The following is a 22323-nucleotide window of genomic DNA, read 5'->3' on the forward strand; positions in this document are numbered from 1 at the left end:
TGGCCGGAACGACGCGCCCATCACGGCATTACGGCGTCACTCCGCGCGCAGCCTTTTCTCGTGCGCGGCGAAGTCCTTCCGATATTTCTTTGCCAGCCCTGTCTTCTGGGGCGCCGTCAGGATCTTGCCGGCCAGCTGAAAGAAGATTTTCTCCTCCTCGCGCAGATGATCGTGCAGCTCTTCGGAAAGCTTGGCGAGGTTCGCCGTCCAGCTGCGACCCGCGTGGTTCCGCGTCTGCATTTCCTCGATCAGGTCATCCATCTTGTGATGGTCGGCCAGCGCATCGCGCGAGGAGTGCAAGCCGCGATCGTCCATCAGCATCGGCACGTAGAGGTAACGCTCCTCGGCCGCCTCATGCGCCGCGAGTTCGATCCGTAACGCGGTGAACAACTCGACCCGGTGAGGACCCGGCTCCGAGCGCTGCAGCTTGCGGACGAGTGAGCGCTGCGTGGCGTGGCTTTCGCGGAGGGCTTCGAAGATGGTTTCGGACATGGCGTCGGCTCTGTCATGGGACGGCCCGGGTGGGCGGGTGCCACGATCATCCCGATGCGGATGTCGACGAAGCGTCTGCCAGGCCACAGGTGCTCCATAGCCAGACCGCACACAGCGGGAACAACAGGAAGCAGGAGACGACCGAGAATATCCACGCGATCGTGCCGTACGAACCGGACATCCCGCCCGCACCGAAGAACAGGAAGAACCAGCAAGCGGTCACTACCGCCATCAGCAGCCATCGGGCCGGGTCACCGTGGGTCACGTTCTGACAGACACCCGGAAACGTCTTCCTGAAGAAGTGCCAGGCGATATAGCCCGACACCGCCATCAGAAACGGGAACTGCAGCCACACCGGGATGCCGAAGCCCTGGGCGGACAGCGCGATATCCGCATGCGTGGAGAGTGCCCTGATGGGCACATAGCTCCACACGTTGCCCGCGCACATCAGGCACAGCCAGTACACGAAGGACTGCAGCCCCCGCCGCGACCGCACCGCGTCCATGCGCGACACGGCGTCCAGGATGAAAAAGAGCACGCCGTTGCCGACGAACGGGCCGGCCAGTGCGATGAGAGAGGCCTGCCACCCGGCGCCACTCGCGATGATCGGCGCGTATTCCACGTTGTCGGAAACGTCGCCCAGCAGGAGGATGTTGCCGGGGGTAGCCGAGCCGTAATCGATGTCGAAAGGCGACTTCATCCAGCCAAACGCCCACGCGGCCATCGAGTGGCTGTATTCATGGGCCAGGTAGGCCACCGCGTGGGCGACGATGGTGAGTACGAACGTCAGGACAGCGAAACGAACGACGCGCCACCCGCCGGATCTTGCAAAGCCCATCCCGTCATCGACCATGTCACTCCCCCGGTGAGGAGCGAACTATAGCGCCCGGAGTCAGCCTTTGGACTGCTCCAGCACGCGGGATCCGGTGATGATCATCCGCAACATCGTCGAGATCTGCTCGATCACCTCGGGGTCGCGCTCAGGCGGCTGATCCATGGCGCTGGCGCCCATCGCGAAAACGAGGCGGGTGATCGCCTTGGAGACCAGCGCCGGTTCGTGCAGCGTCGCGCGCTCGGCGGCGGCGAGGCGGATCAGGTCGACGCGGAGCTCGTCCTCGAAGTACATCAGCTCGCGCTCGACCGCCTGCTTGAAAGCGTCCGACCCTACCGCGCCTTCGCGCAGCAGCACATGCAGGAGTTTGTCGTCCGCGCGCAGCTGCTCCATGAAGGTCTCGACCGAAACACGGATCACGCTGCGATCGGTCGAGGTAGCACGCTCCCGCGCCGAGCCGATGATGATGCGCAGCGAGCGCCCCGCCAGGTCGATCAGGGCGATGGCCAGCTCGTCCATGTCGCGGAACTGACGATAGAAGCTGTTGGGCGCGATGCCGGCTTCGCGCGCCACCTCGCGCAGGCTTACCGTGGACAGGCTGCGGTTGGGACCGATCAGCTTGAGCGCGGCGGCCAGCAGGTCCTCACGGGCGATCCCCGCCTTGCGCGGAGGCGTCGGGAAATCCGGGGACGGGGTGAGAATGATCGAGGTCATGAGGCGCTGATAACGGACTAGGCCCGAATCATACCCCCAGTCATGAATGCACAACTGTATACACAGCTGTGCGGATGCGCGTATAGTGACTCTATGAACGCCATTCCCGTTCCGAAAACCTCCTGGCGCCAGCGCGCCGTGCGCCGCGCCGTCTCACCGGCGTTGTTCGACTTCTGGGCGACCCGCCTCAACCCGTTGTGGACCCTCGAGCAGCCGTTGGCGCGCCTGGTCTCGCGCACGGCGGCGAGCCGCGACGCCGTGACCCTCGTGCTCCGCCCCAACCGGCATTGGCAGGGCATGCTCCCCGGCCAGCACGTCAATATCGGCGTGGAAATCGAGGGTCGCCGGCTGGTGCGCAGCTACAGCCCGACGCCACTGGACGACGGCACGCTGGCGATCACCGTCAAGGCGATGCCCGGCGGCGTGGTCAGCGGTCATCTGGCGAAAGCCGCCCGGATAGGCGACGTGGTAACCCTCGGTCAGGCCTTCGGCGAGATGACCCTGCCTTCCGACACCGACGACCTGCTCCTGCTGGCCGCCGGCAGCGGCATCACGCCGATGCGTGCCCTGGTGCGCTCGCTCGCCGCACGCGGCATGCCGGTCAAGGTCGACCTGTTGTACTGGGCGCGCGATCGCGCCGACCTTTGCTTCGTGGACGAACTCAACCAGCTGGCCGCTACCCACCCGCGGCTGCGTGTGCGCACCTTGCTCACACGTGCCGGGGTCGAGCCCGAGCGTCGCGTCGACGACGTGTCGCTGGAGTCGATCGAGGACCTGCAGGCACGCCGTGTGCTCGCCTGCGGCCCGGGCGGATTCGTCGAGGCGGCACGCGGGCGCCTTCAGGGCTACGTCGCGCACTTCGACGCGGAAGCCTTCAGCACGCCGGCCACCGTCGAGGGCGAAGCCGGCGAGGTACAGGTACACCTCGCTCGCAGCGGGCGCACGCTGACCCTCGCCCGCGGCACCTCGTTGCTGGAAGGTCTCGAAGCCCAGGGCCTTCGCCCGCGTCATGGCTGCCGCATGGGCATCTGCAACACCTGCGCCTGCGGCCGCGCCTCGGGCACCGTACGTCACACGCTGACCGGCGACCGCGACAGCGAGCCGTCGACCCCGGTACGACTGTGCGTCAGTGCGCCGAGCACCGAGCTGGTCCTGGACCTCTAAGGAATTCACATGGCCCGCATCAAGAACCGCATTCTTTCCGCCGCCGAGCTGCAGTCCTTCGGCGACGAGCTCGACGCCCTGCGTGCCCGCGTCGCTGCCGACGTCGGCGCACGCGACGCCCGCTATATCCGTCGCATCGTCGCCGCCGTGCGCTGGACCGGCGTGACCGGGCGCGCACTCCTCTTCTTCGGCGCCTTCGTGCACAGCGTGCTCGTCCCCGCCTGGATCGTCGGCACGATCTGCCTGGCCCTGTCGAAGATCCTCGACAACATGGAGCTCGGCCACAACGTCATGCACGGCCAGTACGACTGGATGGGCGACCCCAAGCTGCATGGCCAGACCTACGAATGGGATATCGTCGCCACCGGCGATGCCTGGCGCAAAACGCATAATTTCCAGCACCACACGTACACCAACGTGCGCGGCATGGACGACGACATCGGCTACGGCCTGCTGCGCATCTTCCCCGAGCAGCGCTGGCGTCCGTTCTATCTGATGCAGCCCGTCATCGCGGTGTTCTTCATGCTGCTGTTCCAGTGGGGTGTGGCTATCCAGGATCTGCGCATCGGCCGCTGGTTCGCGGGCAAGATGAAGACAGCGGAACTGCGTCGCAACTTCCGTCCGGTCGGTCGCAAGATGGCGCGTCAGCTGATCAAGGATTACATCGTGTTCCCGCTGCTGGCCGGCCCGTTCTTCCTGCCGGTGCTGCTGGGCAACCTCGTCGCCAACGGCATGCGCAACATCTGGACCTTCGTCATCATCTTCTGCGGCCACTTCACCGCCGATGCCGAAGTGTTCCCCAAGGAAACCATTCGCGACGAAACGCGCGGCCACTGGTACCTGCGCCAGCTGCGCGGTTCGTCCAACATCGCCGGCGGCAAGCTGCTCAACGTGCTGTCGGGCAACCTGAGCCATCAGATCGAGCATCACTTCTACCCGGACCTGCCGGCCAACCGCTACGCGGCGATGGCGGTCGAGGTGAAGCAGATCTGCGCCCGTTACGGCCAGCACTACAACACGGGCTCGTTGCCTAAGCAGTTCGGTCAGGTCATCTGGCGGATCGTGCGTCACGCCTTTCCCAGCCGCGTGCGTACGGCAACCCTGCCATCGGCCGCCCTCCAGCGGGGCTGATGCTCGCGATGGGAGACCCCGCGCCTTCCGACAGCGCGTCCTCCGCAACGACATCCACGAAGGCGTCGTTTCAGGCACTGCACGATTTCGGCAACATAAGCCGCTGACCGGCCAGCAAACGCGACCCGATGCACACATCGCCACCGCTCATTTTCGGCGGTGGATGCGCCTGTCTGGCTCATGACAATCAAATTCATGCCGTGTCCATCATTTCACCCGCTATAACTGGCTTGACACTGAACGCCGTTACAGGTATCCAAGGCCAAGGGACTACTTCGACTGATCGGGGGACCGGATGGCACGGATGCACCGAACACGCACTCTCCGCATGGCATCGCCATGAAATGGCCCAACGCGGGCTCCGTTAACGACGCAAATGACGTGACTCCCCCGCCTTCGGCAGGGTGGATCGTGCTCGTCTGCGCCATCTCAATCGCCACATGCCTGACGGTGGCGTACGCGTATTTCAAAGGTTGAACTGAACGACAAGGGGATGTCATGCGTCACGACGGAAATAGGCACCTTCACCTCACCATTCTTCCGACCGAGCGCTGCAATTTTCGCTGTACGTATTGCTATGAAGATTTTGCAATCGGCAAGATGAAACCGCCGGTAGTCGATGCGATCAAGAGCCTGATCAGACGACGCGTCGAGCAGGGTGGTCTTCGATCACTGCAGTTCGAGTGGTTCGGCGGAGAACCTCTCGTGGCCAAAGATATCGTCCACGATATTGCCGCGTACGCACACGGTTTCTACGAACGCGGTGAACTCGAGGAGTTCGAAGGCGGCCTGACGACCAATGCGTTTCTCCTCGACCCCGCCACGCTGCAACTGCTGGTATCGCGTCGCCAACGCAACTTTCAGATATCCCTCGATGGCGATGAGGAAGCCCATAACCGATCCCGTCAGTATGCGAACGGCTCGGGCACCTTCAAAGAGATCTGGGCGAATCTAACCGCGGCACACACGTCCGACCTCGACTTCGAAATCATCGTACGCCTGCATATCATGCCGGGAAACGAACAGGGCCTGCTTCGACTGACCGAAAAGATCGCCGTCGAACTCGGCGGAGACCCCAGGTTCAGTATCTACGTCCGCCACATCTCGGATCTCGGCGGAACGAACGAGAATCAGAAGGAAATGCAGACCATTTCCATGGACGAGGCACACCGCATCTCGCTGGTCATCGAGGAACGTCTCGTCAGGGCGGGCTTCAAGGTATCCAACGGCGTAGGTAACCTGTTCGAGAGCGCGATCAAGGTCACCGATATCAAGCGCAAATCCGACCTGCCAGTCGCTGGAGATGCATCACCTTCGGGTGCGGACGACCACGAGTTCGGCTACATCTGCTACGCCGCGAAGCCCAACCACCTCATGATCAGGGCCGATGGAAGACTCGGGAAATGCACCGTCGCTCTCAATAGTCAGGGCAACGTGGTCGGCCGACTCCTGGACGATGGCCGCGTTCAGATCGACGACGAGCGTATGAATTTCTGGCTGCGCGGACACCTGAGCCGAAACGCAGACGAACTGGGCTGTCCCGCGCATTCGTACGGATGAAGCCGCCGCTTTTCACGGATGAAAACTCAGGCGCCAGGACCCGCGCCTACCTCGTTGAGTACAACTGGAGAATGGACCATGAGTAACGGAACCACCGGACACGACATCGTGTTCGTCTACGACGAAGATGGCCTCTTCGACATCCAGGGCGACGCGGCCCCGTTCGATCTGACGGGCGGCATCCAGGGATCCATGGCAAACGTCGGCGAAGGCCTCGTCGTGTCTGGATTTGCATGCACCAATGACAAGAACTGTAAGTAAGGAAACGACATGAGCACTGAGAACAAGCTGTTCGTTTATGACGAAGATGGGCTCTTCGATATCGTGGACTCCACCAAGGCGGAACACCTGAGTGGCGGCATCCAGTCGTCCATCGGACTCAGCACCGAGGCGGTCTCCGGTGTCTTCTGCCACAACAAGGATTCGTGCTCCTGACAAGGGCGGGGGCCACGTGCCCTTGAATTCCCGGTGCCGCTTCGGCGGCACCGTTCGCGCAGCCAGATTAGGAGCGCAGCATGTTAGGTTATTACGTGGAGTCCGCATGGCACGGAACCCGCAGGCACCCACTCATGTCCGTCTTCATGATGCTTGCAGTCGCGATCGGCATCAGCGCTCCGTTCTCCGCCGTTGCGCTCGTGGAGAGCCTGGGGGGCGACCCGCTTCCCGGCTACAGCACATCGGTGTTTCATCCGCAGATAGAACCGCGCCCAGCCGATATCGTGGCAGGCGATAAAGCCATGCCGGCAGATCTGACGCTGCAGGATGCGAACGCGCTCTACCGGTTATCGTCTGCGCCACCTGGCGCGATCATGAGCACGAATCGCCTGCCTTCGAAGCGCGGGGACGACGCGTCCCCCCTTCGAATGACGCCTACGCGTGCGACCACCTGGCGCTTTTTCGAGCTGTTCGGTCTTCACTTCATCGTGGGACGCGGCTGGACAGAGGCCGAGGACCAGTCGCGAACGCCTGTCGTCGTGCTGTCACGCCGGGCCAACGATCGGATGTTCGGAGGTGAGAACAGCGTCGGCAGGGAGATGCAGATCGCCACCCGCAGCTTCCGCGTCATCGGTGTCGTCGACGACTGGAATCCGAAACCGCACTTTTACGATTTGGGCACGGGCGCGTTCGCCAACGCCGAAGACCTGTACATGCCGTTCGCCACGTGGCTCGACCTTCCTCAGGACTATGGATTCGGACCCGTAAAATGCTGGTCCTCGGCAGGCCAGACTGGCGAGAAGCCGACCGCTCCGAACTGCACGTGGGTGCAATACTGGGTCAACCTGGCCAGTGCGGACGCGGTTGCACGCTTCAGCGATACCCTGCGCGCGTACGTCAGGACACAGCGCGATGCCGGAAGGTTCCAGCTCGACGTTCGTCCGCGCGTATCGAACGTACGCAACTGGGTAGCCATCAATAATGTCGTTCCGCCCGCCGTGCGCATGCAAGCGGTCATCGGAACAGGCATCTTCGTCGTCTGCATGATGAGCGCCGTCGGCCTTCTCGTAGCCAAGTTCTCGCGCTACGGCTCCGAGCTTGCGATACGCCGCGCGCTGGGCGCCACGCGACACGACATCTTCATGCAGTGCTTCCTCGAAGCCGGCATCGCAGGGCTGGCTGGCGGTGTGCTGTCGTTGCCGCTGACATGGCTCGGCTTCCGCATGATTCAGAAACAGACGCCATCGCTGGTCGAAGGAATTCATATCGACTTCGCGGCGCTTTCCCAATCGGTCATGGTGGCGATTGTCGTGATGTTTGCCGTGGGCTTGTATCCGGCAGTTCGCTCATCCCGCATCGCTCCGGCACAACTGATAAAAACCGCATGAATCGATTTCTCATCATGGTCCCGACCGTGCTGGCCATGCTGCGGCGGCAAAAGTTCATACATCTCATGCTGCTTGCGGAGATCGCGGTACTCACCGCGTTGATCGTCAACGCTCTGGCAGTCGTTGCCGCCACGCAGCAGCGATGGCAGACACCGACCGGCGTCGACGAAGCCAACATCGGTGTCATCCGAAGCATAGGCGTCGTCGGCGCGGCTAACCCGTCAACGGCGGCACAGAACCTCCAGCTCCTCCGTGAGATCCCCGACGTTCGGTCCGCGGCATACGGCGCACCGCCATTGATGAACACCTCCACGATCGATGTCCGCCGTGATGCCGGCGCTCGGTCGGCTACCACCCGTGCATACCTCTTTCAGGGGAGCCAGGGGCTCACGGCCACACTCGGACTCGACGTGGTGGCCGGGCGTACGTTCACCTCGGATGATCCGCCACCTGCCGGCACACTGGACGACAACAGCGTTCTTCCCGTTCTCATCACGCGGGAGTTATCGCAAAGATTGTTTCCCGACTCGGATGCTCTCGGAAAGGTCGTCTACACCAATGGCAATCCCATGCGGGTGATCGGTATCGTCCGATATCTTCGATCCCAGCTTACCGGCGCCGACAACGACGACATGGGTGTCGTCAGCGAGATTCGTATCGAGAATGAAAATGTCGGTGGCGCATTCACCATCCGCGCGAAGAACGGCTCGCTCGGACGGGCACTACCCGCCGCGGCTGCCCTTATGGAGCAGCATAATACCGGCCACGTCCAGGCCGATGTCTTCACGCTCACGGGGAAGCGCCTGGAATACTTCGCCTCCGATATGGCCGTGTCGCGCATGCTCCTGACCGTGATTATCGTCCTTATCGTCATGCTTGCCTGCGGACTGGCTGGCCTCACGCATTTCCTTGTGAATAAGCGTCAGAGGCAGATTGGAGTGATGCGCGCCGTCGGTGCCATGAAGCGGGATATCGTCTTCTTCTTCGCCTGCGAAAACCTGATCGTTTCAGGTAGTGGCGCGATCCTCGGCATCGTCATGGCGATTTCCCTTCACGTCCATCTCTCGGAACGTTACGGTCTGGCGGCGCCCACGTCAGCACTGGTTCTGGTGACCGCGCTTGGAATGATGGCCGTCAGCCTGTCTGCCGTGGCGCTTACTGCCGGACGCGCGGTACGTCGCACCCCCATGACGCTTTTCGGATAAGCACCATGTCGCCGGACGATATGTTCAGGGAGCTCATCACCACCGATTCGCTGGTGGATACGGGGCGGACCGCCCGCAAGCCTGTCGCGGCATGGCTCGATGAACTGATTTACAAGACCGAGCAATTGCCACGAAATCGCACGCGCTCCCTCGGTGAATTCTCCTCGATCCAGAACAATTTTTCGCTCATCACCATGCTGATCGACGGCACGGAGGCGGCTCGGAACGAATGCGCCGCACAGATTGAACATGCTGTCCAGGAGGGGTTTCCCGGTGAGGCCATGCAGCCCTGGGTGAACCTCGCGCGACTCGACCGCATCGACGGTAAGGCGAGGGCCGCGGCACGGAAACTATCCGCCGTGCGACGTCTCGCCGAGTGCGGCCGCGTCACACTGGCGGGGACTCGCTTTGGTTCCGACGGCGCCGACAGGCGGTTCGCCGCAAGCGTATACGCCAGCGAAAATTTCTATGCCGCGCTGGCACAGAGCGATGCACTCGCCACTCATTTCCGGCGCGTAGAGCGCCAGTTGGGCCGCAAGGAACATCCACTCCTCGCCGAGCAACAGGTCGTCGCCGGCACCCTCACGGGCGACTTCGACATGGTCAACGCGGGATTGTCCAACCGAGCCTGGTTCATGGACGCGCGAACCCGCCTGGCCGGCATGTTCTACCGCGCCGCGTGGTCGTGGCGTCAGGGCGTGCCGGAACCGGTCGACCGTCTGGCTGTGGAACTGCTTCGGCAGTCATCCCCCAAGGCCGCCGAACGAATGCTCGACCATGTGGTGCTTCGCCTTGTGTATCGCGGTGGCCTGCTGGCCCTCCAACGCGGGGACCGAGAGCGTGGCGTCGCATTGCTTGAGCGAACCCGCCACTACGCCACGCGACTGTCCGATGCGGAGTATGTGGCTCGCGCGGGCGCCCGTCTTGAAACACTCGGAGAAGCGAGCGCCTGGAAAGTAGCCGCTGCACGGAGCGGCTACCGGTCTTTCCGCGGCGTGCCGTCATTCGCGGAAGGTCGGCAGGACCAAGGCATCGCTACGCGCATCGATAAGCTGAAGGAGCTTGTGCATACCATTCGCCGCAATGTTCCGCTGCGCACTTACGCGTCGGTGGAAGCATGAAGCGGCGTGTTCCGATCGTGCTCCAGGCCGAGCTGACCGAGTGCGGCCTCGCGTGCGTCGCCATGATTGCCCATTACCACGGGCATGGCATCGATCTGGGCTGGATGCGTTCCCGTTACGCGTCCTCACTATCGGGCATGTCCTTGCGCCGCACCGCCGAGATCGTGGCGGAGATCGGCTTGCATCCGCGCGTGATCAAGTGCCCGATGAGCATTCTCGCCCGCCTTGGCCGCCCGACCATCCTCTACTGGGGGAGCAATCACTTCGTGGTGTTCATCTCAGCCAAGGATGGCCGTTACGTCATCCATGACCCCGCGAAGGGTCGATGCGTGCTGAACGAAACGGAGTTCGCGCGTCTTTTCACCGGCTACGCGATCGACGCCCAACCAGGGCAGGATTTCACGCCGATTGTGCCCGCGCGAAAACCACGATTCAACGCGCAGGTCCGAACCATCATGCGCTCCCTGGTGGGAGCGGGCCTGCTACTGCTCTGTTTGGCGGTTTGCCTCGAGCTACTGGGGCTCGTTGGTCCATTACTGCTTCAGTGGGTCATCGAGCGTGCCATAGGAAGACGGGATGTCGATCTTCTCTATCTGCTAGCGGGTCTGTTTTCGTTCGCCATCCTGATCCGGTCCGTGCTTAGCCTGGCCCGTGACTGGTCGATCGCCTCGGTGAGTGCAGCGTTCGTTCGCCGATGGGGAGCGGACGTTTTCCGGCATCTTCTCCGGCTTCCGCTGGCCTACTTCGAAAAGCGGAACATAGGAGACGTGCTGTCGAGATACCTCTCGATCCAGTCCATCCAGTCGATCCTTTCGACCAATATCGTGTCTTCGCTCATCGATGGTGGGACTTCCCTCATCGCCCTGGTGTTGATCGCGGGCTATTCGTTGAAGTTCGCGCTGATCGCGCTGGTGACCCTGGCTTTCTACGGGGCGATCAGGCTCTACGTCTACACACCGCTGATGCTCGCCAATCAGGATCAGCTCAATGCCAGCGCGCGGCAGGAAAGTCTCATGATCGAATCCGTGAGGGGCATCGCCACGGTCAAGCTGTTCAACGACCACGAAGGTCGAACGAACCGCTTCACCTCGCTGTTCACCCTTACGCTCAACAAGCTGATCCGCGTGAAGTACCTCAGTTCGATAGCGAGATCCGCGAACGACTCCATCATGGGGCTCTGCCGTATCGGCATCGTCACTCTTGGCGCAAGGCAGGTACTGGATGGTCATTTCACCGTTGGAGCTTTTGTCGCCGCCATCGCCTACGTCGAAATGTTTCTTCTAAAGGGCGCCGCCCTCGTCGATAACATCATCGAACTGCGCTTGCTCGATCTGCATGTCGACCGACTCCGCGACATCACGGATCAGCCCCAGGAGGAGCTCGGCGCGGGTGCGCTGCCTGCATCCATCGGCACCCTTCGCTTCGAAAATATCGGATTCCGTTACGCGTCGGATGAGCCGTGGATAATTCGGCACTTCGACGAGACGATCCTGCCCGGTGAGTCGGTAGCGCTGGCCGGCCCTTCGGGGGTCGGAAAGACAACGCTAATCAAGCTCATTCTTGGCTTCCTCGAGCCTACCGAGGGTCGCATCCTCTATGACGGCGTCGATGTCACGATGATCGGGCGCGCCGCTTTCCGCGCAATCTGCGGTACGGTCCTGCAGAGCGACCGCCTCTTCTCAGGGTCGATCGAGGAAAACATCTGCTTTTTCGACCCCGCCATGGATAGCGCCAGGGTGTCGCGCGCGGCGCATCTCGCAGCCGTGGATGGGGAAGTCATGAGCTTCCCGATGGGCTATAAGACACTGGTTGGCGATATGGGCTCGGCCTTATCCGCAGGTCAGGAGCAGCGCATTCTGCTCGCGCGCGCCATCTACCGGAATCCACAGCTGCTGCTGCTCGATGAGGCAACCAGCCACCTGGACGTCGTCAACGAGCGGCTGATCGGACGACACATCGCTGGCTTGCCGATGACCAGGCTCATGGTGGCGCACCGCCCGGAAACCATAGACTCGGCTGATCGGGTCATCCATCTCCATTATCCGCACGAAAACGGAAAGCCTTCGGTAGCGGCAACGGCCTCCCGATGAACGTCAGTCCCGGGTTTTGGTCGCGGATGTCGACATTGGCCGCGTCGCCGACCGGACTACGCATGACCTGACCGGGCGGGCTATCGGCTGTTTCTGCGAATCAGCCATACCGCAAGCAGAGCTGCACCGCTCCCGAGAGCTACGGCGCGCACTCCTGGCTTGATCGCGACGTCCGCAACCATCCCCTCGGCAGCGTCGACCCGATCGGCCGCAAGCAGCATCAGCCAGTGGCGGAGGTCGTTCTCACTGTGGCGGAAAGCCCTGCGGCGTATCCACCCGCTGATTCCGCGCGGCGGAACAGTCGTGCCGAACACCGGCGGCCGAACGAAGTGCTCAGTCGATTGCAATATTTCGACCGCGCTCTCCTGCGCAGGCGGCGGCGTCCAGTGCACGCCTTCCAGCCGTGGCGGCGTGCGCTCCATCGGCACCGCCGGACGGTTCGCACGGTCAAGGTCGGCGCCCCAACCGGGGATGGTGCTGCGGTCAATGGGCTGGTTCATGCCGGCTCTCCGGGGACGATGGAAGGGTTCGGAGTCTTGACGGACGACCCCGTTGCCGTCGGCGGGATCAATACGGCCTTGATGCAGCCGTCTTTCTTGCCTGAGAACATCTCGTACGCATCACTGACCTCTTCGAGCGGAACGCGATGGGTAATGATGGCCTTGGGGTTGAGCCGGCCAGCGCGGACGTGCTCGATGAGGCGCGGAAGATGACGCTTGACGCTTGCCTGATTCATTCGCAAGGTCAGCCCCTTGTTGACCGCATTGCCGATGGGCACGGCGTTGAACGTCGGACCGTACACGCCGACAATGGACACGTTGCCGCCCTTTCGCACCGAGTTGATGGCCCAGTGCAGCACCGTGGCCGCTCCCGCCTGGAGCTTCATCGTGACACCGGTCAGCTGTTGAAGAGCGCTGCCTGCCGCCTCGCATCCCACCGCATCGATGCACACATCCGCACCGAGCCCGTCGGTCATTTTCTTGATATGGATGGCCATGTCGCCCACTTCCCGAAAATCAACGGTCTCGGCCGGGCCATACGCACGGACGAAGTCGAGCCGGTAGTCGACGTGGTCCACGACGATGACCCGCCCCGCCCCCATCAGCCACGCGGACCGGGCGGCCATGATGCCAACCGGACCGGCACCGAAGACGACAACGGTGTCGTTTTCCTTGATGTCGCCCATCTCGGCGGCCTGGTAGCCCGTGGGCACCACGTCGGTAAGCAGCACGGCGTCTTCGATGTCGATATCGTCGGGAATGACGGTTGGCCCGATGTCGGCGAAGGGCACGCGCACATATTCGGCCTGCCCGCCGGCGTAGCCACCCGTGGTATGTGAATAACCGTAGATTCCACCCACTGCGGTCGCCGACGGGTTCACGTTGTGACAGTTGCTGTAGAGCTCCCGCTGGCAGAAGTAGCACGTACCGCAAAAGATGTTGAACGGGACGAGTACGCGGTCACCGACCTTCAGTCGTTCGACGCCATTTCCCACCTCGACGACCTCACCCGTGAACTCGTGCCCGAATACCGAACCCACGCGCGTATCCGGGACGAGGCCATGGTAGAGGTGCAGGTCCGACCCGCAGATGCAGGTCCGTGTGACGCGGACGATGGCGTCGAACGGGTGTTCGATCACAGGATCGGGAACTTGCCGCGCGGCCACACGGTAAGGGCGGCGATAGGTGGTCGCGAGCATGGGAGACTCCGGGGGGGGGTTAATGCTCCAGCGTGTCCCTCGGTTCGTGACCAAAGCGGGAAAAATTGCATGGTCCTTGCTCACGCCACCTGAGCGCGTGTAAGCGGAGCTTCGAGGCAGCCGCCGGCCGCACGGGCGTACAGAGCCCGAAGGCAGGGGTATGGCGGCACCGAGCGGAAGCAACGGGCTGGCAGTGCGAGGCCGACGCCGCCTGCGCGCTTGGACACCCAGACGTCCATAGACAAAAAACGCACCGTACCTTGCGGCACGGTGCGTTTGGCCTCGCCTGTGGCCGGACCAGCCGGCGCAGGAAGTTACAGGGACTTCACCGGGTTCTGTGCAAGCACCTGCCAGGCAAGGGACTCCGCGGCCGTGGCCTGCGCAGGGGTGAGTCCCATGCCCGCCGCCGCGGCGTCGTTCGAGCCAAGGCTGCGCGGATCGCGTCCGGTGATCCGACCGAAGGCGATGAAGGCCTCCATGGTGCTGCTGAAAGCGCTGGCGTGGTAACCATCGACATTCCACGGATCGACCTTGCCCTCGTCGATACCATCGTATGGATTACGGTCGGCGACGCCCTGGGAAACCGCGGCGACGAACCCATCACCGACGGGCAGCATGCCGGCGAGCCCGGCGTTCGTATCCAGTGCCATCTGGTAGTTGTCATGCAGCAAGGCGACTGCCTGCTCGAGGGTCTTGCCCTTCCAGACGCCACCCGCGGCGTAGAGCTGGTCGGCACGCGCCCAGTTTTCCAGCACGTAGACCGACGCCGCGGGGTTCGGATGGGGGCCGACGGCATGCACGTAGCCTTCCAGCAGCGCCGAGTACTTCAGGAAACTCGCGGGGTTGAGCGGCGCCGATGGATTGAGCGTGCTGTACTCCTGCAGCACCACCACGTCCCACGCTTTCGAGCCGATGAGCGGCAGCCTGTTCTGGTAATGGTACGCAAGGGTCTGACCGCTCACCGCCTCGATGCTCACGTCATAGGACAGGCCAGCGTCGACGGTCATCTGCTTGAAGATACCGGGGACACCGCCCATGCCGGAACCGTTGAGGTCGGTCACGTTAGCCGCGTTGAAGTGGTAGGCCGGCTCGAACTCGCCGTGCGTAAAGCTGTTGCCTACGAAGAGCACGTTGCGGGCCGGCGTCGGCGTCGGGGGCGTCACCAGCGGGAGCACGTCGAACGACGAGGTGAGGTTGTTGAACTGCAGGTCCGTGAGGTTCGGTGCATCGGCCGTGATTTCCAGCGCGAGGCCGCCACGTCCCGGGTGCTGATAGAGCATCACTCGCGAACCTGCCGGGATGCGCACAGACGAAATCTTGTCGACGACCGGGCCTGACACGATGTCGCCGGTGGCGGCATCGGTGCAGAACGACGCGCCCTGGTACTGGTAGTTCTCGTAGAAACACGTGCCGGATGTCGTGGGAGCGGGTGCCGCTGTCGCGCCATCGACCCGAAAGGACGACGCGAGGTTGTTGAAAGCGACGTTGCTCAGGTTGGGCGTATCCGCCGTAACTTCCAGCACCTTCCCGGTGAAGTCGGGGTGCTGGTAAAGCGTTACCTTCGACCCGTCCGGGACGCGTACGGCTGAGATCTTGTCAACCACGGCGCCGGTGACATTACCCTCGAGCGTCGTCGGGCACCACTCCGCCCCCTGATAGTTGTAGTCGGCATAGAAGCAGAGGCCGCCCGTCGCCGAAGCGGTCATGGAGGCAAGAAGAAGTGGCATAGCCGCGCCCAGGCGGGAAAGCGTTCTGTACATGTCGGTCTCTCCGGTTGATGAGTGCGATTCTTCATCCCCAGCCACGACATCGCCTCCCCCGTACGGGTGTAGAAGCGCGCGAGATATGTGCTGCGCATCACCAAATGAGGCGGAAGATCCGTTATTCGAGAAGGTCTCTTGCCACCCAATATCCTTCTCGTGGGGCGCTTGACCGCGAAACCGGCGCGCTACGCCGGTCTGGGGGGACGTGGCCTGCGGCGTCCGCGTCAGTAGGGCAGCGGATCTGGCTCTTGCGCAACGCTTTCCCAAATGCCATCGAGCAGCAGTTTTCGCGTACGGGCGATGTAACCCGGACGCGCGGCAATCACACGCTCCCGCGCTCGATCGCTGAATGACACGACGGAGCGATCGCGATCGCACAGCGCGGACACAACTGTCGGGCCCTTGTCGTTCGGCACCGAAGCAGGGGCGCCCGCACACAAGGTCTTCACTGGTCCGCTGAAGTGACCGACCCAGATCTCCACGCGGCGCCCGCGTTCCGCTTCGACATCGGCTACGGGCTCGTTGAAAACATCGCCTCGACTGTCAAACGCGGCTGCATTACCGTTGGCGTCGTGAATAACGAACGGAATATGATCCATCCGTTTGTCCCACAAATCGTAGGTGTCATTCGCCTTGACGGTGCCCGTTTCGGTGACTGCGGCACAGCCGGTCAAGCCACTCGTCGCAAGGAACAGCGTGATAGCGGTTCGCCTGGTCGTTAGTTTGAATCGCACGGGGTATATCTCCCTCTTACGGGCTACGCATGAGTTTCTCGCGAGCTCACGCTCTACGGTGGTGGAAAAGCCTCGGATCAGCGTGAGCTCACCTGAGGCTGGTCTTGAGCAGCGGTATGCCATCCGCCACCCAGGGCGCGGATGAGATCCACGCTTGCCTGGAGCTGCCGCGTGCGTACCAGCTCGGCTGTGCGTTCGGCCTTGAGCGCCGCGGTCTGCGCCGTGACTACCTCCAGATAGCTGACGACGCCCTCGTTGTACCGGTTGGTCGCCAAGGTCTCGGACTGCTTGGCGGCGTCGGCCGCTGCCATCTCCTGCTGACCTTCCCGGCCTAACTCCTGAAGCAAGGACAGGTTGTCTTCGACTTGCTGGAACGCGTGCAGCACCAGGCCGCGGTACTGCGCTGAGGCCGCAGCAAACTCCGCTTTGGCTTCCGCCTCGCGGCCGCGCCGCGCGCCGCCGTCCAATAGATTGAGAGAGGCCAACGGCCCAAGGCTCCAGAACTGGTTGCTGGCCGCCAGGAGATTGCCGTGCCCCACGTCCTGCCAGCCCAATGCCGCGCCCAGGCTGATGGTCGGGTAGAACGCCGCGCGCGCGACCCCAATGCCGGCGTTGGCGGCGAACGCACGGCGTTCGGCGGCAGCAATATCCGGCCGGCGCTCCAACAAGGTCGAAGGCACACCCAGCGGAATGCCAGGCAGGGTCAGAGCCGTGGTCTGGGCGGGCAGGAAAAAGGTCGACGGGGATTCGCCGACCAACGCCGCGATGGCGTGCTCGGTGAGTGCCCGCTGCACACGCAGCTCCGTTTCCTGGGCCTGGGCATCGGCGTATTGCGCGTTCGCGCGGGCAAGATCCAGCCCCGACGAAACACCCCCATCCATGCGCTTTTGCGTGATCGACTGGCCCTTGCCGAACGCGGCCAACGAGTCCTGGACGATGCGCAGCTCCACATCATCCCCCCGCAATGCGATGTACAAGTCCGCAAGGCGCCCCTGGAGGCTCAGGCGGGCGGAGGCCAGGTCCGCCTCCGCCGCAACGCTACGCGCCTTGCCTTCGGCCACCTCATTGCGAATCCGGCCCCATAGATCCAGCTCGTAGCTGGCGCTGAAGGCGACCGTCCGCGTGTCGTATTCGTTGGGCTGGTTGGAGCCCCGAAGCGGCCGGTTATCGGACTGCCGCGCGTTGGTCGGTGAGGCGTCGATGCCTGCTTGGGGCGACTGTTGCGCCCCAAGCTCCTGGAGATAGGCCCGCGATGCATCCAGACGAGCCAGAGCTACGCCGATGTCGGGGTTGTTGGCGTCCAGTTTGGATTCGAGGCCATCGAGAGTGGGATCGCCGTAGACTTTCCACCACGGACCGCGCGCGACAGCATCTTTGGGATCGGCCTGCGTCCAACCTTCGGGATTAGCGGCGCCCTTAAAGGCCTCCGGCAGGGCACCGGCGTTGGGCTTCACGTAGTCCGGCGCCAGCGAGCAGCCGCCCAGCGCCATGAACAAGACCAATGCTCCGCTACGGATGGCAAGATCATGCTTTCTTGGCATGGTGGCTCTCGTCGGTGGCAGCGGGGGCCAACTGGACCAGATCGCCTTGGCTCAGCGAATCGGTAGGATGATCGATGATGCGGTCGTCCGGCTGAAGGCCCTGGTCGATCTCCAGCTTGTCGCCCAGGTCCATCGCGATGTGTACATCGCGCAGCACCACATGGTGGTCCTTGCCGAGCACCGCGATCTGCGGCCCCTGCGCGCGAAACAGGAGGGTCGTGGCCGGAACGGTCACCGTGTGGGCGTCGGCGTGTGTGGAGAGCTGCACCTCGGCAAAGTCGCCCGGCAACAGATCCTGGCGCGGATTGTCGACCTTGAACTGCGCCAGCAACGTGCCGGAGGCCCGGTTGATGGCCCTGGACGTCCCGATGAGCGTGCCGTCGACCGTCTCGCCGCCATGGCCCAGCACGAGCAACTTCACCTTCATTCCGGGGACGATGGAGGACGCGTAACTTTGCGGCACCTGCGTGTACAGGCGCATTTTGCTGGTATCGGCAATGGAAAAGAGCGGCTCGCCCCCGCTGGTGTTCGCCGTGATAAGGTCGCCGATGTCCGTGTTACGCGCCGTCACCGTCCCGTCGAACGGCGCGACGATGCGTTTGAATGATTCCAACGCGGCCAGGCGGTCTACATCGGCCTGGGCGCCCAGCTGATTGGCGCGCGCCGTCTCCGCTTCGCTCGACTTTTCATCCGACTCCTGCTTGGACACCGAATGCGACGCGAGCAGGTTCTGCCAGCGCCTGGCGGTGGTGTCGGCCAGGCGCACATTGGCCTGGGCGCGCACCAGTTCGGCTTTGGCCTGTTCGAACTGCTGATCCAGTTCCGGCGTGTCGATGAGCGCCAGAACCTGGCCGGCTTTGACTTTTTCGCCGATGTCGACATTCCACTGCTTCAGATACCCTCCGACCCGTGCGTGGATGGGGGTGGCAATCCATGCATCGAGGTGACCCGGCAGCGTCAGACCCTGGTTGGCGCTGAGCGCAGAGGCAGAAATGACCTGCACGCTCGGCGTAAGTTGCGCCTGGGTCCACGTCGTCAGCTCGTGGGACTCCACGGACCGCAGAGACAGACCCGCAATCACCCCAACGGAGGCCAGGCCTAAGCCGATGGCCAGAATCAAACGGACACGGGGAGGCCGCCCGGGTATCGCGGCGGTGGCTTCATGCGACATGGGAGTGATCTCCGATAAGCGGCTGTTTGGAAGGGGCGGGAGCAGGCCGGCCGTGGACGATCGCGAAGATGACCGGCACAAACAGCAAGGTGGCAAGCGTGGCGAACATGAGGCCGCCGATGACCGCGCGACCCAGCGGGGAGTTCTGTTCCTGGCTGAGCGCCATGGGCAGCATGCCGATGATCATCGCCAGCGCCGTCATGCACACCGGACGGAAGCGGGTAAAACCGGCCTCGAGCGCCGCCTTGACCGGGTCCCCATGCTCGGCCAGCCGCTCGCGGCAGAAGGTCACCACCAGGATCGCGTTCGCAGTGGCCACGCCCATGCACATGATGGCCCCGGTGAGCGCGGGCACGGACAAACTGGTGTGCGTGAGAAACAGCATCCAGACGATGCCGGCAAGCGCTGCCGGGAGGGCGGTGATGATGACGAACGGGTCCATCCACGATTGGAAATTGACCACGATGAGCAGGTAGATGAGGACCACAGCCCCGACCAGACCGAACAACAGACCGCTGAAGGCTTCGTTCATCGTGCCGACCTGCCCGTGCAGGCTGACCAGGGTGCCCTTTGGCCGTTGACTTGCAAACTGCGCCAGAACCTTTTCCACATCACTGGCCACGCCCCCCAAATCCCGGCCTTGAATCGAGGCATAGATGTCGTACGACGGCATGATGTTGTAGTGAGAGACCACCGCATCGCTGGGCCCGCGGGTGAAGCTAGCCAGACCACCCAGAATTTGCGTGGCACCGTTGACCGAGGAGGTCACCGGCAGCGCCTTCAGATCGGACATGGAATCCATGAGGTATTGCGGCGTCGAGGCTACGATGGCGTAGGACACGCCGTTTTTCGGATTGAGCCAGAAGGCCGGGGCGACCTGCGAGCTGCCTGCCAGAGACGCCACCATGCTATTGGTGACATCCCGCTCGGTGATGCCCAACCCATCCGCCCGTACCCGGTCCACTTTGACGTTCAACTGCGGGTAGCTCGAGCTTTGCTGCAAGCGGACATCGACGATGCCATCCACCTTGCGCAGCTCCTTCATAATTCTTTCTGAGTAGGCTTCGTTGGCCACGCGATCACGTCCGGCGATGGAGACATCCAGCGGCGAGGGCGAACCAAAGTTAAGGATCTGACTGGTCATGTCGGCCGGCAGGAACGCGAACTGGGTGCCGGGGAATTCGCGCGGAAGCTTTTCGCGCAATTGCTTCATGAAATCGGCCGCCGGCCGATGGCCTTCCTTCAAGGCGATCTGGATATCGCCGTCCTGCGAGCCGATGGTACCGCTGCTGCTGTAAACCAGGTTCACGCCGCTCAGCGGAAGGCCGATGTTGTCGATGATGGTGTCGAGCTGATCGGGCGGAATGACGGCGCGGATGGCGCGTTCGATGTGATCGAACTCGGCCGCCGTCTCTTCGACCCGGGTGCCCATGGGCGCGCGCACATGCATCGAGATCGATTCCGAATCCACGGTCGGGAAGAAATCCCGACCCAATGCAGGAATCAGCGCAAAGGACACCACGACGAACCCGAGGAAGCCGACGACAAAGCGCTTCCGGCTGTCGAGAGCCACCGCCAGCAAGCCGTAGTAGCCGTCGCGGACATGCGTGAAGCGCTGCTCAAAGCCCATCTGAAACCGCAGCAGCCCGCGCACTACGGCACTGCGGCGCTTGCGACCGTGCTGGTCGCCCTCGTGATGATTGAGATAGGCGTCCTCGGGATGCGCACCCTCGCCGCCTTCCACATGGTGAGGCTTGAGCAAGAACATCGCGAGCGTCGGCACCAGCGTGCGGGACAGCATGAAGGAGGACACCATGGCGAAGATCACCGCCAAAGCCATCGGGCGGAACAGGAAGCCGGCGATACCGTCGAGCATGAACATCGGCACGAAGACGATGCAGATGCACAGCAGCGACACGAAGGCCGGCGTCACGATCTGCCTGGCGCCGTCCATGATGGCGTCCATCACGCCCTTGCCTTGCTCCAGATGCCAGTTGATGTTCTCGATGGTCACCGTGGCGTCGTCGACCAGAATGCCCACCGCCAACGCCAGGCCGCCCAGGGTCATCACATTCAAGGTCTGTCCGAACAGCGACAGCAAGGCAATGGCCGACAGGATGGACAGCGGGATGGACAACGCGATGATGACCGTCGAGCGCCAGCTGCCGAGGAACAGCAGAATCATCACGGAAGTCAGAAGAGCTGCGATGACGCCCTCGCGAGCCACCGAGGCCACGGCGGCTTTGACAAAGATGGACTGATCGCTCAGCAGATGCATCTGCAGCGACTTGGGTTGGGTCTCGGCAATGAGCGGCAACAGCTTCTTGATGCCGGCCACCACGTCCAGGGTCGACGCGTTGCCGTTCTTCAACGCGGGCATCAGCACGGCGCGTTTGCCGTCCACGCGGACCACATTGTTTTGCGGCGGCGCACCGTCGCGCACATGGGCCACATCGCCGATGGTGATCGTCGCGCCGTTGACGGTCTTGATGGGCAGGTTGTTTAGCTCATCGATGGCCGTTGGGCTGTTATTGAGTTGGATGTGATACTCGTAAGTCCCAATCTTGGCCGTGCCCACGGGGATAATCTGGTTCTGTGCGGCCAACGCGTTGCCCACGTCCTGCGCCGAAAGGCCTTTGGCCGCCAGCGAGCGCGGATTCAAGTCCAGCGTTACTTGCTTTTGTTTGCCGCCGTACGGCGTCGGTATGGCTACGCCGGGCACGGAAATCAGCGTCGGCCGCATGAAGTTCTGCGCGATGTCGCGAATGGTGGCTTCCGACAAGACCGGGCTCGACAGGGCCATCTGCAGCACCGGCACCGTCGAGGCGTTGTAATTGAGGATGAGCGGCGGTGTGATGCCTGGCGGCATCTGCTTGACCACCGTTTGCGAGATGGAGGTCACCTGAGCCGTGGCTGTGCGAATGTCCACGCTCGGCTGGAAGAAAATCTTGACAATGCCAACGCCCGGCAACGACTGCGACTCGATGTGCTCGATGTCGTTGACCGAGGTGGTCAACTGGCGTTCGTAGTAATAGATCACGCGGCCCGACATCTGGTCCGGCGGCAGGCCGTTATAGGTCCACACGACGCTGATGACCGGGATACCGATGTTCGGAAAGATGTCTGTTGGCGTGCGCAAGGCGGCCAGCGGACCGGCGATGAGGATCAACAGCGCCAGCACGATGAAGGTGTATGGACGCGAGAGGGCGATGCGAACGAGGGCTAGCATGCGGCGAGCCCGTGAGCCAATAGAGATGGCGGCGTCATGACGCGGACGGGTCGC

The 22323-nt window shown here is 62.9% G+C and carries 19 protein-coding genes; 9 read left to right on the forward strand and 10 right to left on the reverse strand.

The genetic code is table 11. The annotated features are described in order from the left end of the window. Positions 1–36: 36 nt before the first annotated feature. The 3 genes from FA85_RS07180 to fabR are packed head-to-tail and all read right to left on the reverse strand — an operon-like array spanning position 37 to position 2038. Positions 37–492, reverse strand: a complete 456-nt coding sequence (locus FA85_RS07180; protein WP_036110294.1) for a hemerythrin domain-containing protein — start codon at positions 490–492, stop codon at positions 37–39. Between the two features lie 46 nt (positions 493–538). Beyond that, positions 539–1345 carry a hypothetical protein gene (locus FA85_RS21815; RefSeq protein WP_156108681.1) on the reverse strand — a complete coding sequence of 269 codons (807 nt, stop codon included), beginning with the start codon at positions 1343–1345 and terminating at the stop codon, positions 539–541. A gap of 39 nt (positions 1346–1384) precedes the next feature. Continuing rightward, positions 1385–2038, reverse strand: coding sequence for an HTH-type transcriptional repressor FabR (gene fabR, locus FA85_RS07190; protein WP_036110292.1), 654 nt, complete (start codon positions 2036–2038; stop codon positions 1385–1387). 93 nt (positions 2039–2131) lie between these two features. Between fabR and FA85_RS07195 the strand changes: the two genes are divergently transcribed. The 9 genes from FA85_RS07195 to FA85_RS07230 all read left to right on the forward strand — a co-directional run bounded on the left by FA85_RS07195 (position 2132) and on the right by FA85_RS07230 (position 12132). Further along, positions 2132–3202 carry a ferredoxin reductase gene (locus FA85_RS07195; RefSeq protein WP_036110289.1) on the forward strand — a complete coding sequence of 357 codons (1071 nt, stop codon included), beginning with the start codon at positions 2132–2134 and terminating at the stop codon, positions 3200–3202. A 9-nt stretch (positions 3203–3211) separates the two neighbouring features. Continuing rightward, positions 3212–4333, forward strand: coding sequence for a fatty acid desaturase family protein (locus FA85_RS07200; RefSeq protein WP_036110286.1), 1122 nt, complete (start codon positions 3212–3214; stop codon positions 4331–4333). A 498-nt stretch (positions 4334–4831) separates the two neighbouring features. Further along, a complete protein-coding gene (locus FA85_RS07205; protein ID WP_051943291.1) occupies positions 4832–5893 on the forward strand; it encodes a radical SAM protein in 1062 nt (353 codons plus the stop codon). 78 nt (positions 5894–5971) lie between these two features. Further along, positions 5972–6154 (forward strand): hypothetical protein, encoded by a 183-nt coding sequence (locus FA85_RS07210; RefSeq protein ID WP_036110281.1) that lies wholly within the window; start codon positions 5972–5974, stop codon positions 6152–6154. 9 nt (positions 6155–6163) lie between these two features. Beyond that, the gene (locus tag FA85_RS21820; protein WP_156108680.1) at positions 6164–6328 is read left to right on the forward strand and encodes a hypothetical protein; all 165 of its coding nucleotides are present in this window, start codon (positions 6164–6166) and stop codon (positions 6326–6328) included. 134 nt (positions 6329–6462) lie between these two features. Further along, on the forward strand, positions 6463–7716 hold the full coding sequence (locus tag FA85_RS07215; RefSeq protein ID WP_051943290.1) for an ABC transporter permease: 1254 nt from the start codon (positions 6463–6465) through the stop codon (positions 7714–7716). Between the two features lie 14 nt (positions 7717–7730). Next, a complete protein-coding gene (locus tag FA85_RS07220) occupies positions 7731–8921 on the forward strand; it encodes an ABC transporter permease (RefSeq protein ID WP_197056498.1) in 1191 nt (396 codons plus the stop codon). A gap of 5 nt (positions 8922–8926) precedes the next feature. Beyond that, positions 8927–10042 carry a hypothetical protein gene (locus FA85_RS07225; RefSeq protein WP_036110275.1) on the forward strand — a complete coding sequence of 372 codons (1116 nt, stop codon included), beginning with the start codon at positions 8927–8929 and terminating at the stop codon, positions 10040–10042. 17 nt (positions 10043–10059) lie between these two features. Continuing rightward, entirely contained in the window at positions 10060–12132 is a 2073-nt protein-coding gene (locus tag FA85_RS07230) for a peptidase domain-containing ABC transporter (RefSeq protein WP_197056499.1), read from the forward strand. A gap of 80 nt (positions 12133–12212) precedes the next feature. On the opposite strand, the gene FA85_RS07235 is transcribed toward FA85_RS07230, so the two are convergent. The 7 genes from FA85_RS07235 to FA85_RS07265 form a co-directional block, all read right to left on the reverse strand. After that, a complete protein-coding gene (locus FA85_RS07235; protein ID WP_036110272.1) occupies positions 12213–12632 on the reverse strand; it encodes a hypothetical protein in 420 nt (139 codons plus the stop codon). Then, positions 12629–13831: a zinc-dependent alcohol dehydrogenase gene (locus FA85_RS07240; RefSeq protein ID WP_051943285.1), complete on the reverse strand. Its 1203-nt coding sequence runs from the start codon at positions 13829–13831 to the stop codon at positions 12629–12631. The genes FA85_RS07235 and FA85_RS07240 overlap by 4 nt, the downstream gene beginning before the upstream one ends. Positions 13832–14145: 314 nt before the next feature. Continuing rightward, positions 14146–15591, reverse strand: a complete 1446-nt coding sequence (locus tag FA85_RS20810) for a beta/gamma crystallin-related protein (protein ID WP_051943283.1) — start codon at positions 15589–15591, stop codon at positions 14146–14148. Positions 15592–15818: 227 nt separating this feature from the next. Then, positions 15819–16328: a hypothetical protein gene (locus FA85_RS07250; RefSeq protein ID WP_156108679.1), complete on the reverse strand. Its 510-nt coding sequence runs from the start codon at positions 16326–16328 to the stop codon at positions 15819–15821. Positions 16329–16405: 77 nt separating this feature from the next. Further along, complete coding sequence (locus FA85_RS07255) at positions 16406–17818, reverse strand: efflux transporter outer membrane subunit (RefSeq protein WP_239709180.1); 1413 nt, start codon at positions 17816–17818, stop codon at positions 16406–16408. Positions 17819–17852: 34 nt separating this feature from the next. Continuing rightward, complete coding sequence (locus FA85_RS07260; protein WP_036110262.1) at positions 17853–19040, reverse strand: efflux RND transporter periplasmic adaptor subunit; 1188 nt, start codon at positions 19038–19040, stop codon at positions 17853–17855. Further along, positions 19030–22269, reverse strand: a complete 3240-nt coding sequence (locus FA85_RS07265; RefSeq protein ID WP_036110259.1) for an efflux RND transporter permease subunit — start codon at positions 22267–22269, stop codon at positions 19030–19032. Before FA85_RS07265 ends, FA85_RS07260 begins: the two co-directional genes overlap by 11 nt. Between the last annotated feature and the right edge of the window lie 54 nt (positions 22270–22323).

It is taken from the genome of Luteibacter mycovicinus (genome assembly GCF_000745235.1).
Classification (GTDB): Bacteria; Pseudomonadota; Gammaproteobacteria; order Xanthomonadales; family Rhodanobacteraceae; genus Luteibacter; species Luteibacter mycovicinus.